Genomic DNA, 12474 nt, shown 5'->3' on the forward strand with positions numbered 1-12474 from the left:
CCGAGGGTACGAAAATTTACGGAATCTGTACAGGAAAGCGGATTAATTACACGTAACGGCTACCTGTCATAGAATGTCTGCAGGATGATGGTGCTTCGAGTCCTGACGTTGGCGGTCGCCCTGATCTCCTGCAGCAGCTGCTCGAGGTGCCGCGGCGAGGCCACCCTGACCAACAGCATGTAGCTCTCGTCGCCTGCCACCGAGTGGCACGCCTCGATCCCGGGGATGTGCTGCAACACTGCCGGGGCATCATCCGGCTGCGACGGGTCGAGAGGAGTGATCGCGACGAATGCCGACAACAGCTGGCCGAGCGCCTCGGGGTCGACGTGCGCCGTGTATCCGCGGATCACGCCGCGTGCTTCCAGCCTGCGCACCCGCGACTGCACGGCGGAAACCGACAGGCTCGCCTTCTCGGCCAGGTTCGACAGCGTGGCGCGTCCATCGGCCATCAATTCACGAATCAGCAGGCGATCTATGTCGTCCAGTACTGGTCTTGCCGGTGTATCCGCCATCAGCGAAGGGTAAACCAGGCGACCCGGCTCGTGGCAGAAACCTCACCCCGATCCTCCCAAGACATGGGACAGATATGCCGCAATGCGGCCGAAAGGTACGGCGGAGCAACAGATGACAGATGTGCAGAGCGCCCACGACTCGCGGACGCGCGAGACCGCACCCGGCGATCAGACCACTCGTGAACTCGCGGAGCGCGCCGCGGCGGTGCTGCGCGGCCTCGGCGTCGAATCTCCCGAACCCGGCGACCTGCCCGCCCGCAGTCCGATCACCGGCGGGCGACTGCTGACCCTGCGGGCCAGTGCACTGGACGAGGTCGACAGCGCGATCGAACGGGCCGCCACGGCTTTCGCCGCCTGGCGCACGGTGCCCGCCCCGGTCCGGGCCGCGCTGGTGCGCAGACTCGGCGAACTGCTCACCACGCACAAGAGCGAACTGGCCGAGCTCGTCACGCTGGAGGCGGGCAAGATCGGCGCCGAGGCCGCGGGTGAAGTGCAGGAGATGATCGACGTCTGCGAGTTCGCCATCGGTCTGTCCCGGCAGCTGTACGGGCAGACGATGCCGTCGGAGCGCCCGGGTCACCGGTTGATGGAGACCTGGCATCCGCTCGGCGTGGTCGGGGTCATCTCGGCGTTCAACTTCCCGGTCGCGGTCTGGGCTTGGAACACCGCGATCGCGCTGGTCTGCGGCGACACGGTGGTGTGGAAGCCCTCGGAGACCACCCCGCTCACCGCGCTGGCCTGCCACACCCTGCTCCGTCGCGCCGCGGCCGAGGTCGGCGCGGATCCCGAAGTGCACCAACTGATTCAGGGCGCGGCCGAGGTCGGCGCCCGCCTCGTCGACGACGAGCGGGTCGCGCTGGTGAGCGCCACCGGTTCGGTGCGGATGGGCAAGATCGTCGCGCCGCGGGTGGCCGAGCGGTTCGGCCGCTGCCTGCTGGAACTGGGCGGCAACAACGGCGCGATCGTCACGCCTTCAGCGGATCTGGAGCTCGCGGCGCGCGGCATCGTGTTCGCGGCGGCGGGCACCGCCGGGCAACGGTGCACCACGCTGCGCAGGCTGATCGTGCATGCCGACGTGGTCGGACCGCTGCTCGAGCGGATCGAAAGCGCCTATCAGCAACTGCGCGTGGGCAATCCACTGGAAGATGGCGTTCTCGTCGGCCCGCTGATCGACGGCCGGGCTTATGCGGGGATGCGCGCGGCGCTGGACAAGGCGCTGGCCGACGGCGGCGAATTGATCTGTGGCGGTGAGCGAGTCGACGGGTTCGGCGAGGACGCGTACTACGTGCGCCCGGCGATCGTGCGGATGCCCGCGCAGACCGCGGTGGTGCGCGAGGAGACCTTCGCGCCGATCCTGTACGTGCTCACCTACCACGATTTCGACAGCGCGATCGCCCTGCACAACGCGGTGCCGCAGGGGCTTTCGTCGGCGGTGTTCACCGCCGACCAGCGCGAGGCCGAACGTTTCCTGGCCGCGGACGGCTCGGACTGCGGCATCGCCAACGTCAACATCGGCACCTCCGGCGCCGAGATCGGCGGCGCGTTCGGCGGCGAGAAGCAGACCGGCGGCGGGCGGGAATCCGGCTCGGATTCCTGGAAGGCGTACATGCGCCGGGCCACCAACACGATCAACTACTCCGCCGAACTGCCGCTGGCGCAAGGGATCAAGTTCGGCTGATCGGCGATTACCCGCCGAATCCCCTGACGCGCCAGGGCAACGCCGCGGCCGGGTGGTCGCCATCGACCACCCGGCTTCGGCCGTTTCCGCGCTCCGGCAAGCTCATTCGAGCACGACCGGCAGGGACTGCACGCCGCGGAAGGTACTGCTCGGCCGCCAGCGCACCGCCTCGGCGAGCCGCATGTCCGGGTATCTGGCCAGGATCTTCTCGAACGCGAGCCGCGCCTCCAGCCGGGCGAGCGGCGCGCCGACGCAGTAGTGGATGCCGTGCCCGAACGCCAGGTGCCCACCTTTGGCGGCCTGCCCGATCCGGATGCGGTCCGGGTGCGTGAACCGGCCGGGATCGTGATTGGCCGCGAGCAGCGACACCGAGATCAGCTCGTCGGCCGGAATGTCGATGCCAGCCACCGTGATCGGCTCCGCGGTGTACCGCAACGTGGACACGTGGACCGGGCCCTCGTAGCGGAGGAACTCTTCGATCGCGGCCGGAATCCGCTCGGGCTCCGCCGTGAGTTCGGTGTACAACGCCCGGTCCCGCAGCAGCGCGAGCAGGCCGTTGCCGATCAGGTTCACCGTCGTCTCGTGACCGGCCACCAGGATCAGGAACAGCATGGCGATGAGCTCCTGATCGCTGAGCTTGTCGCCCTCGTGCGTGGCCTGGATCAGCTGCGACAGCAAATCCTCCCCGAGGTTCTTGGCGCGTTCGGCGATCAACCCGATCAAATAGGTGGCCAGTTCGACGCTCGCCGCGGCGCGTTGGGCGGCGGTGGCGTAGAACGGTGAGTCGGCGGCGTCGGGGTCCTCGACGTGCTCCGCCGAGGTCGCGGTCATCGTGGTCGACAGCTCGCGGAACCGGTTCCGATCGGCCTCGGGCACCCCGAACAGTTCGCAGATGACCGTGATCGGGATCGGCAGCGCGTAGCCCTCGATCAGGTCGACCTCAGGTGCTCCGGCCATCTTGTCGAGCAGCTCATCGGCCAAAGTCTCGATCCGCGGGTGCAATTGGTCGACCGTGCGCGCGGTGAAGGCCTTGCTGACCAGCCTGCGGAGCCGGGTGTGGTCCGGCGGGTCCGAGCTGAGCATGTGTTTCCACAGGTCGGTGCTGACCGCGGTCATTCCATCGTGCTCGCCGCGCAGCCTCGTGGTGATCGGCGCGATGCTCGCCGCGTCCTTGCGCACCCGGTCGTCGGCGAGCACCGCGCGGCCGAGCTGGTAGTCGACCACCAGCCAGGTGGACAGTCCGTTGGGCAGCAGCACGTGATGGACCGGTCCTTGCGCGCGCAGCTCGTCGTAGACGGGGTAGGGGTTGTAAAGGAACTCGGTGCCGAGTCTGATCAGTGGTTTGGTCATGAGAACTTCCTGTGGGTCGTACGGGTGCTGCCGTCACCGCTGATGACGTGCAGGGGTTTCAGATCCCAGCTCTCCGCTACCAGCCGAGCCAGGAAGACCAATTCCTCGTCGGAATGCGCCATTTCGGGCTTGAGACTCTCCAGCACCCACTGGATCTTCCCGTCGAACTGGGAGAACCAGGTCGCGAGCGCGATCGGCTGCCGGTCGGCGCGCGGCGCATCGATGCCCTGGAACACCCCGCGCATCATGAACATCGACGGGTTCGCGCCGTGGCGCATCGCGGTCGGCACGAACGAGTCGACCACACCCATGTTGGAGCACATGCCGACGGTGATGGGCGCGGTCTCGGCCAGCCGCTCGACCACGCCCTCCGGCAGCACGTCGATGAGTTCGACGGGCATGTTCCGCGGGCGCGAGATCGCACCGGAACCCACGTCGTGCGCGTTGGCGAACGCGGCCTTGCTCGCCAGCCGCAGCGGCGCGAGATCGCCACGGTCCAGCCACGCCGGGTCCACCACGATCGGCACGCGGGCAAAGGAATTCGAGTCGGCCTGGTCCTGCTCGCGCAGGATCCGCACCGCCGTCAGCAACACCAGCGCGCCGTCGGGCCCCACCAGCGCGCAGTGCCGCAGCAGATCGGCGACCATCGCGAGGTAGAGCGTATTGGGTGAGCCGCCGCGCTGCGCCGCGCGCGCATTCCATTGCGCCGCATCGAAAGTGACTACGACCGAGCCCTCGCGCCAGCCGAGCGGCTCGCCCGCCGGGGCGGATTCGCGCGCGGTCAACGCCCGCCGTACCGCCGCGCGATGTTGTGGATCACGGGCCATCCGGCGCACTTCCGCCGTGACGCCGCGCGCGACGGCGATACTGCGGCGCAAGCCGTCCAGCAGATCGCCGCGGTGATCGATGACCGCGCCGAGTGATGCCGTCGTGGCGAGTTCGGGATGCACCAGCCCGGCGATCGCCATCAACCCCGCGTGCCCGTCGGCGATGGCGTGCGAGGCGATGACAGACCACACCATGCCGCCGGACCGGGTGGGCACCGCCGACATCCGCCAGCCGTAACCGTTTTCGGGATCGAGCGGGTAGTGCGCCTGGGTGTTCGCCCAGGCCAGCATGTCGCACTCGTCGATCGCGGCGTGATCGAGGCTCAGCGGCAGCGCGGCGTCGGCCGGCACCCAGCGCCAGCGCGCGAACGGCACCGCGGGCCGGTGCACCCGGCGCATGGACGGGCCCGCGCACAGGATCTCGTACATCGAGCGCAGTTGGTCCTCGGTGAGCCGGTTCGCCAGCACCACGACGGTCTGGCTGATCACCGGCACGCCGTGACCGTGATGGAACCGCAGGAACGCCTTGTCGGTGAGCCCGACGTACACCGGCGACATCAGGACGCCGCCTTCGCGGTCAGCGCGGCGCCGAACTCCGGTTCGGCCAGCCGCAGCATCCGCTCCTGCGCCACCATCGCGACCAGCTGGCCGTCCCGGCTGAAGATCCGGCCCTGGGTGAAGGCCCGGCCACCCTCGGCCGAGGGCGAGATCTCGTCGTAGAGCAACCAATCGTCGACCCGGCACGGCCGCAGGAACCAGATCGAATAGTCGAGGGCGGCGGTCTGGATGGCGATGCCCGGGTACGGGGCGACCGCCGCGCCGAGCAGGGTCATATCGCTGGCATAGGTCAGCGCGCAGCTGTGGGTCACCGTGCAGGCGGGCAGCTCGCCGGTGTATCGCAGCCAAACCTGCTGGCGCGCAGCATGTGTCGGCCCGTCCGGCACCCGCCGGATATCCCAGCCCGCCCATTCGTTGCCCGCGTCGTCCACGCCGATCCGCGCCAGCGCTTCCGGGGCGGGCGCGTCCGGGCACGGGTCGGCATGCCGCACCCCGCGATCACCCACGTGGTACGAGGCGACCATCAGGAAGGTCTCCTTGCCGTGCTGCACCGCCCGGATCCGGCGCACCGCGAACGAGCGCCCGTGCTTGACCGTGTCGACCAGGTAGTCGATCGGGACCTCCGGCGTGGTCGGCCGGACGAAGTATCCGTGGATCGAATGCACCATGAACTCTGCGGGCATCCCGGACGAGCCGGCCGCCAGAGCCCGAGCCGCCACCTCCCCGCCGAAAGTTCGCCTCAGTGCGGTGCGGTGCTGCCGCTTGCCGCGGAAGAAGTTCGGGTCGATTTCCTCTACGGCCATCGCGTCGAGTAGTTCAACCATGACGCCACCGTTCCCTTCGATTTCTGAATACCGACGAAGCTCATATCCGACCGTTTTCCGCCGTGCCGATGGCCCGTCTCGCAACGCCCGTACCGAATACAGTGAACCTGCGGCTAATGCTATTCAAGGCGGTGTAGTCCACCTCACAAGACATTACGGATTCTTTACAGAATAACACCGCTGACCGGTTAGGCGACTGCTCAAAGCATGCCCGCCTGCTTGGGATTATGCACAACGGCTATCCCGAGTATTGCCGCATTTTTCGCACTCGGGACCATTCCCGTAAACGGCGAAACGGAAATCGACAATCACGCGAAACGGTCAAAGAATACATTTATATAAGGGATCTCTGTGAGACCGGCAGCCGAAAAATTCACGCCGATGATCGACCTACAGTTACCGCCGTGCAACGACGTGCACACACTGCAATTTCGGCAGGTCGCCGATTACCCGCCCAGGCCGCCGGATTCCCGTAGCGGGATCTCTTTCCAGCACAGCACGAGCACCAGGGCGAGCACCGCGAGGCCTGCGGACACCAGGTACACCGTCGACATGGCATCGGCGAAACCGGTCTTCAGCGGCGCCGCCAACACGGGATTCAGCCGCTGGATGAGCGAACTGTCGTCGAGGATCCGCTGCACCGCCGCCGGGTCGTGCCGGACCAGGCCCTGCGCGAACGCGACCTCGGCCGGATCGCCACTGTGCAGGCCGGCCGCGACGGCCCGCTGATAGCCCGGATCGGCGGCCGCCGTCGCGACGTCCGCGTCCACCCGCGCGGGCAGCAGGCCGAACAGCGTCGACAGCAGGGCCGCGACCCCCAGCGTGCCGCCGACCTGGCGGAAGAACGTCGCGGCCGCGCTCGACACGCCCATGTCCGCGGGAGCGGCGGCATTCTGGATCGCCAAAGTGATGGGCTGCAACAGATTTCCGAGCCCGACCCCGGTGATCGCCATGAAGATCATGGTGCGCCAGAGCGGCGTTTCCGGCGTCAGGTAGTGGAACAGGAACAGGCCCGCCGCGACGGCCGCCGTTCCGGCGAGCGGGAACACGCGATAGCGGCCGGTCCGGCTGATCAGCCGGTTGGACACGGCCGAGCCCACCAGCAGCCCGAGCACCATCGGCAGCAGTTGCAGACCGGCCGCGACCGGACTGGCGCCCCGCACCACCTGGAGGTACTGCGGCACGAGGATGATGCCGCCGAACAGCGCCGCCCCGACCACCAGCGCGATCACGACACCCAGCGCGAACGTGCGATTTCGGAACAGCCGCAATGGAATCAACGCAGCATCACCCATTCTGGCCTCGACGGCCACGAACGTGATCAGCCCGATTCCACCGACCAGGTAGCAGATCACCGCGCCTGCGGCAGTCCAACCCCAGCTACGTCCCTGTTCGGCGACGATCAGGATCGGCGTGATGCCGACCGCGAACGCGGCGGTGCCCAGCCAGTCGACCGCGACCCGCTCCCGATCCGGCCGCGCAATCCTGACCACGCGATACACCACCACCAGCGCGATCAAGCCCACCGGAACATTGACCAGAAAGACCCAGCGCCAGCCCGTTACGCCCAGGATGCTGTGCTGCCCGGCGAAGAGACCGCCGAGCACCGGCCCGATCACGCTGGCCAGGGCCCAGGTCGCCAAGAAGTGACCCTGATACTTCGCCCGATCCCGCGGGCTCACGATATCCCCGAGCACCGCCGAGGCCAGCGACATCAGCCCGCCTGCGCCGACGCCCTGGATCGCCCGGAACACCGCCAGCTCGTACATCGATTGCGCCACCGTGCACAGCAGCGATCCGCCCACGAAGATCACGATCGCGGCGAGCAGAAAGGGCCTGCGGCCGTACATATCCGACAATTTTCCGTACAGCGGCGTGGTCAACGTCGCGGTGATCAGGTACGCGGTGGTGACCCACGCCTGCAACGAATACCCGGACAGATCGTCGGCGATGGTCCGCACCGCCGTGGCCGTGATGGTCTGATCCAGCGCCGCCATGAACATCCCGAGCACCAGGCCACTCAGGATGATCAGCACCTGCCGATGGGTGAAGCCGCCCGGATTGTCCGAAGGCGCCGCCACCGGTTCGGTCCGCCGCGTCCGTTTCCCGGTATGCCCGATAGGCAGCGCCATGAGCGCCTCCTGAAATCCGAAGAGAGAGTGCATGATCGGTTGTCAGCGGTCGCTCTCGTCCCCGGACCGCGGCGGTGATCCGCCCAGAAGCTACGCAATGCGAAGTAGTCACGATAAACCTGACACGGCGTCTCAGGTAACCCCGGTGTGTCGGCTATCTCACCGCCACCCATTCAGTGATGCGCGCCATACCTCTGCGGCCGTTGCTGCGGCACCGCCCGCCGCAATCAGACACCCCTACCAGGCGTTTTCGCATCCGCCCCCAAGGTGTGTAAGGTTGGGGACACCCGACGCGGGGTGGAGCAGCTCGGTAGCTCGCTGGGCTCATAACCCAGAGGTCGCAGGTTCAAATCCTGTCCCCGCTACAGCACAGCCTAGGCCGGAGACTTACCAAAGTCTCCGGCCTAGACTATTTTTCGGCCCGGGTCAGCGCGCCGGCTTCAGTTCGGCGTGCATGAGATAGACGTTGTAGGTGTCCCATGCGGAGAGGGTGAAGTACAGGTCCGTGGCGGTCGACCAGGGATGGATGAAACCCCATTCCCCCGACATCCCGGAAGCTATTGAGGTGGCCTGGTTTTCGGCAACGGGCGCCATGGCCGTCATCTGAAACCGATTCTCCCCGAAGATGTTGTCCCACTTGGCATGCTGGCGGCGTGACAGCGACTGTCCTGCACCATGTTGTCGATGATCAGTCCTTTGGACAGATCCCGACCGGTGCTGTAGCCGAGCACATTGCTGCGCCAGTCCGGTCCACCGACCGCGCCCGCTTCCCAGCCCGCGCCGAAGGTGTCACCGAAGACCACCGCGACCTCGCCGGGTCTGGTCTCCCACACGATCCCGAGATCGGTGCCGTCGACCTGCCAGCGCATATCGGTACGGTTCTGCGATCCATGCCCGGTCACCTGACCGACCAGGTCGACCGAACCCACTCGCGGCACCGGCACCGGCTCGCTGACCGGACCTGGTTCGGCCGGATGCACTACGTCAGGTGGCGCGGGCTGCGGCGGATCGCCGGGACCGCCGGGCACCGGTATCGGAAACGGCTCGAACTCCGGCCGGATTCGCACCCCCGGCCACTCGATCCTGTCGGGTACGGAACTCCCCGAACCCGATCCAGAATCCAGGCTGGAGCCCGAGGACGACCCGGTACCGCTGCCCGGATCAGGCGGCGGTGGCGGCGCGGGCGCGTCGCGGCCGGGCGTATCCCGGATATCGGGACACGGATTCCGGCACGGATCAGCCCCGGCGGATTCTTGGCCCACTGCCACATTTGCCGACCATCTGCCACGGGAATGCCAAAGCTGGTTCCGGGCAACATTTTCGGGCGTTCCGCCGGGCACGATGAATCCGCTGGGTGCGCAACCGGTTCGGTGGCCACCCGATCATCGGGGCGTTGCGAGCCCAAGTAGTCCAGGAGGGGAACCCTTGCGATCAATCATTCGTGCCGCCGCCGCACCCGTGGCCGCCTTCGCCATTCTGCTGACCGGAATGCCTTTCGCCGCAGCAACTTCCACTGCCACGCCGGATACCGCGGTCACGTTCGTCGCCGCCGAGCAGGTCCCCGGCACAGGGGATTTCAGGTTCGAGGAAGCAGCGGGCCGGCGCCCGCACTACATCTCCGGCTACACGGACCACGCTCGCCAGCGCATGGCCGAGCGCCGGATCAACGAGGACCAGGTCGAAAGCGCCATTTACAGCAAGTACGAGGGCCAGTGGCAGCCCCAGCACCGCACTTGGCTGGTGACCTGGGGCGGAGTCGCGGTAGCGATCAGCGAGGACGCCAAGATCGTCACGGTCGAGCGCGTCTGACGCGGCCCCGCGTGTCGACGTGGCAGTCGACTGCCACGCCGACAGCGCCGCGGTGCATCACTACCACCCAATCCCTGACTCGCGCCTGCGCCCTCGTCGGCGCGGCAGGAACCCCGAGCCGCCGGCTCGGCTGTAGACGATCGGAAGAACCTTGATCACTATCCGCAAGTCCTTTGCCGCAGCGCTCTTCGCCACGCTGCCACTCATCGCCCTGACGAGCGCCCAGGCGGCCGCCGCGCCGTCCGCGAGCACCCCGGCCCCCGCGACGATCGTCGTCGACGCGGACACCCCGGGCGTGCCGCCCGCATTCCAAGCCGTCGCAGGCAAGCGATTCACCGACGCCGAGGACCGGGCAGCGGCGCGCGACCTCGGCTACGCGGTGGCCAACGTCGGCAAGAGCCATGGCTGCCTGATCTTCAAGCACGAGAAGAAGAACCTGTACATTTCACAAGACGTCGACGGCCACAACGGGGGGCGCTGGAAAATGGCGAGTTCGCCGGAGAACCTTGCCTCGAAGAAGACCCGGATGGGGACCTACGACGCGAACCTCAACCGGATTGGTGACTGATTTGGACCATTCGAACAACGACACCGCAGACGCGCCGACCGCCGCCGGACCGTGGCAGATACGGTTCGAACCGGGGACAACGAAGGAAAACATCGCGCGGATCGCGGATTTCGCTGTTGCGGAGGGCATGTGCGATCCCGGCTCGGCAGATTTCGTCCGCGCGGGCCGGGATCCGCGGTTCTGGCACTCCGGTGCGCTCGACCGCACCGAGGTCGACGCGCACCGAGAGATCTTGCGCAAAGCGCTGAACAACGAGCCGCTGAGCACAACCGACCTCGACCCGATTCGGGACACAGTCCAGCGATTCGACGAATGGCTGCGCACGCTCGCCTATCCGCGCGAGGAGATCTACGACGCGGATACCACGTTCTTCGATTTCGACTAGAAAGGAGCTGCCCATGACCGAGCCCGGATCACAGCAATGGCAGATCCTGTTCCCGGAAGGACTCACCGCAGATCAGGTGGCTCGCCTGGCAGAGTTCGCCGCGAGCAACGGGATCGAGCAGGCGGCACACGGTGTCGACGATCGAGCGGTGCTCCGCTACGACTTCGACCGTGCGACGGTGGAACTGTATCGCCACCTGTTCCAGAAGATTCTCGACGGCGCCGAGCTCACCGCGAACAATCGGCTCGTCCTCGCCGATCGGCTCGCCGAGCTCGACGCGTGGGCCGAAACCGCCTCCGCGACCGACTGATTCGACCGGCCACCCCGATGGCAGTACGGCCTGCCATCGGGGTGCCAACAACCGCGCAGGCCGATGTCGGCGCGTCCTTCCCGATGCACGATGGGATCCGCGAGGGACCACCCGTCCACGCCTTCGACCGCACCGATCACGCCGGCGCGGATGGGCCGAGCGAAGGATTGATGTCGAATGTCGGTGATCACGCGTGCCGAGCCACAGCACGAACTGCCCGAGGAATCGACGCTCGCGGCATGGAAGCCGCTGACTCGCATCATTTTTCGCTTCTGCGTCAGCTATTTCGGTCTCTATGCGGTGCTCACCCAGCTCATCAGTCCGCTGTTCGGCTTCTTCAGCAGTCCGAGCGCCGGGTGGAACGTGAGCGGGCTGATGACGCCGTTGGTGGACTGGACCGCTGCCCACGTCTTCGGTGTGCGTGCACCCCTGGTGCACGCCGCGACAGCGAGCAGTGACCGCACCTACGACTGGGTGCTGCTGTTCTGCCTGTTCGTCATCGCCGCCGTGGCGACCCTCGTCTGGTCGGTGCTGGATCGACGCCGGACCCGGTATCCGGCGCTGCTGGCCTGGTTCCGGGTATTCCTGCGATTCACGCTGGCCGGACAGCTCATGCTCTACGGCATCGCCAAAATCCTGCTGACACAGATGCCGTCACCTCCGCTGACCACCCTGGTGTCACCGTTCGGCGAGCTGACCCCCATGGGCCTGCTCTGGTCATCGGTCGGCGCCGCGCCGGGTTACGAGATCATGATCGGCAGCTTCGAGGCCATCGGTGGCCTGCTGCTCGTGCTGCCGCGGACAACCACCCTCGGGGCGGTGCTCGGCACCGTCGGTCTCACCCAGATATTCGTGCTCAACCTGACCTACGACGTTCCGGTCAAGTCGATGTCACTGCACCTGTTGGTGATGACCCTGGTGCTGCTGGCGCCGGAACTCGGCCGCCTGTTCGATGTGCTGCTGTCCAGGAGGCCGGTCGGCGTCTCGGCTCAGCCACCGCTCTTCCGCGCTCGCCGGGCGGCTCGGATCGCCCTTGCCGCACAGGTTCTGCTCGGATTGTGGATCGCGATCCCGATCGTCGGGGACTGCGTGGCCGCGTGGCGCGAGCACGGTGCCGGACGGGTGAAACCGCCACTGTACGGGGTGTGGAACGTGGAGCGCGCGACCGAGGAGGGCAAGGACGTGCCGCTGCTGATCACCGACGAGAAGCAGTGGCGGCGCGTGTTCTTCGAGTACCCGGACGAGTTCAAATTCCAGCGCATGAACGACTCGATCGGGTTCTATCGAGCCACCGTCGACGTCACCGGCCACCGACTGGCGTTGAGCCGATACGACCGTCCGGACCAGGTCACCGAACTCCGGCTCGATACCGCCGAGCCGGACAGCTTGAAACTGTCCGGCACACTGAACGGCCACCGCACCGAGATCTGGTTGCGCCGACTCGATCTGGAGTCACTGCCCTTGCTCAGCCGCAATTTCCACTGGGTGCAGGACTATCCCTACAACCCGAACAGTCGCTAG

11 protein-coding genes, 1 tRNA gene and 1 pseudogene are annotated in these 12474 nt (G+C 67.0%); 7 read left to right on the top strand and 6 right to left on the bottom strand.

Translation table 11 applies throughout. The features are described 5' to 3' along the window. Nucleotides 1-59: 59 nt before the first annotated feature. Nucleotides 60-512, bottom strand: coding sequence for an Lrp/AsnC family transcriptional regulator (locus tag TY25_RS14650; protein ID WP_014981966.1), 453 nt, complete (start codon nucleotides 510-512; stop codon nucleotides 60-62). A 112-nt stretch (nucleotides 513-624) separates the two neighbouring features. On the opposite strand from TY25_RS14650, the gene amaB reads away from it, so the two are divergent. Next, a complete protein-coding gene (amaB, locus tag TY25_RS14655; protein ID WP_226887057.1) occupies nucleotides 625-2190 on the top strand; it encodes an L-piperidine-6-carboxylate dehydrogenase in 1566 nt (521 codons plus the stop codon). Nucleotides 2191-2292: 102 nt separating this feature from the next. On the opposite strand, the gene TY25_RS14660 is transcribed toward amaB, so the two are convergent. The 4 genes from TY25_RS14660 to TY25_RS14675 all read right to left on the bottom strand — a co-directional run bounded on the left by TY25_RS14660 (nucleotide 2293) and on the right by TY25_RS14675 (nucleotide 7881). Then, nucleotides 2293-3540 (bottom strand): cytochrome P450 family protein, encoded by a 1248-nt coding sequence (locus TY25_RS14660; RefSeq protein ID WP_042256600.1) that lies wholly within the window; start codon nucleotides 3538-3540, stop codon nucleotides 2293-2295. Next, nucleotides 3537-4925, bottom strand: coding sequence for a hypothetical protein (locus TY25_RS14665; protein ID WP_042256601.1), 1389 nt, complete (start codon nucleotides 4923-4925; stop codon nucleotides 3537-3539). The genes TY25_RS14660 and TY25_RS14665 overlap by 4 nt, the downstream gene beginning before the upstream one ends. After that, the gene (locus tag TY25_RS14670) at nucleotides 4925-5749 is read right to left on the bottom strand and encodes an acyl-CoA thioesterase (RefSeq protein WP_042256602.1); all 825 of its coding nucleotides are present in this window, start codon (nucleotides 5747-5749) and stop codon (nucleotides 4925-4927) included. The genes TY25_RS14665 and TY25_RS14670 overlap by 1 nt, the downstream gene beginning before the upstream one ends. Nucleotides 5750-6195: 446 nt before the next feature. Next, nucleotides 6196-7881: an MDR family MFS transporter gene (locus TY25_RS14675; RefSeq protein ID WP_042256604.1), complete on the bottom strand. Its 1686-nt coding sequence runs from the start codon at nucleotides 7879-7881 to the stop codon at nucleotides 6196-6198. A 291-nt stretch (nucleotides 7882-8172) separates the two neighbouring features. On the opposite strand from TY25_RS14675, the gene TY25_RS14680 reads away from it, so the two are divergent. Then, nucleotides 8173-8246: transfer RNA gene (locus TY25_RS14680), tRNA-Met, on the top strand. A 61-nt stretch (nucleotides 8247-8307) separates the two neighbouring features. Here the strand turns inward: TY25_RS14680 and TY25_RS14685 are convergent. Beyond that, a pseudogene (locus TY25_RS14685) lies at nucleotides 8308-9122 on the bottom strand (DUF4185 domain-containing protein); the annotation flags it as partial. 184 nt (nucleotides 9123-9306) lie between these two features. Here TY25_RS14685 and TY25_RS14690 point away from each other — a divergent pair. The 5 genes from TY25_RS14690 to TY25_RS14710 all read left to right on the top strand — a co-directional run bounded on the left by TY25_RS14690 (nucleotide 9307) and on the right by TY25_RS14710 (nucleotide 12474). After that, on the top strand, nucleotides 9307-9690 hold the full coding sequence (locus tag TY25_RS14690; protein WP_162184201.1) for a DUF4258 domain-containing protein: 384 nt from the start codon (nucleotides 9307-9309) through the stop codon (nucleotides 9688-9690). 151 nt (nucleotides 9691-9841) lie between these two features. After that, nucleotides 9842-10258 carry a toxin C-terminal domain-containing protein gene (locus TY25_RS40555; protein WP_052382973.1) on the top strand — a complete coding sequence of 139 codons (417 nt, stop codon included), beginning with the start codon at nucleotides 9842-9844 and terminating at the stop codon, nucleotides 10256-10258. Beyond that, the gene (locus tag TY25_RS14700) at nucleotides 10251-10643 is read left to right on the top strand and encodes a hypothetical protein (RefSeq protein WP_146154084.1); all 393 of its coding nucleotides are present in this window, start codon (nucleotides 10251-10253) and stop codon (nucleotides 10641-10643) included. Before TY25_RS40555 ends, TY25_RS14700 begins: the two co-directional genes overlap by 8 nt. A 13-nt stretch (nucleotides 10644-10656) precedes the next feature. Further along, nucleotides 10657-10953, top strand: a complete 297-nt coding sequence (locus tag TY25_RS14705) for a hypothetical protein (RefSeq protein WP_042256609.1) — start codon at nucleotides 10657-10659, stop codon at nucleotides 10951-10953. A gap of 177 nt (nucleotides 10954-11130) precedes the next feature. Further along, nucleotides 11131-12474 (top strand): hypothetical protein, encoded by a 1344-nt coding sequence (locus tag TY25_RS14710; RefSeq protein ID WP_042256611.1) that lies wholly within the window; start codon nucleotides 11131-11133, stop codon nucleotides 12472-12474.

Origin of the sequence: Nocardia brasiliensis NBRC 14402 (assembly GCF_000308475.2) — a bacterium.
In the GTDB taxonomy this organism is placed as follows: Bacteria; Actinomycetota; Actinomycetes; order Mycobacteriales; family Mycobacteriaceae; genus Nocardia; species Nocardia brasiliensis.

What these genes read in the sequence shown, in the direction of transcription:
- TY25_RS14650 (WP_014981966.1), bottom strand. Translation starts at nt 512, where the DNA reads ATGGCGGATACACCGGCAAGACCAGTACTGGACGACATAGATCGCCTG.
- amaB (WP_226887057.1), top strand. Translation starts at nt 625, where the DNA reads ATGACAGATGTGCAGAGCGCCCACGACTCGCGGACGCGCGAGACCGCA.
- TY25_RS14660 (WP_042256600.1), bottom strand. Translation starts at nt 3,540, where the DNA reads ATGACCAAACCACTGATCAGACTCGGCACCGAGTTCCTTTACAACCCC.
- TY25_RS14665 (WP_042256601.1), bottom strand. Translation starts at nt 4,925, where the DNA reads ATGTCGCCGGTGTACGTCGGGCTCACCGACAAGGCGTTCCTGCGGTTC.
- TY25_RS14670 (WP_042256602.1), bottom strand. Translation starts at nt 5,749, where the DNA reads ATGGTTGAACTACTCGACGCGATGGCCGTAGAGGAAATCGACCCGAAC.
- TY25_RS14675 (WP_042256604.1), bottom strand. Translation starts at nt 7,881, where the DNA reads ATGGCGCTGCCTATCGGGCATACCGGGAAACGGACGCGGCGGACCGAA.
- TY25_RS14705 (WP_042256609.1), top strand. Translation starts at nt 10,657, where the DNA reads ATGACCGAGCCCGGATCACAGCAATGGCAGATCCTGTTCCCGGAAGGA.
- TY25_RS14710 (WP_042256611.1), top strand. Translation starts at nt 11,131, where the DNA reads ATGTCGGTGATCACGCGTGCCGAGCCACAGCACGAACTGCCCGAGGAA.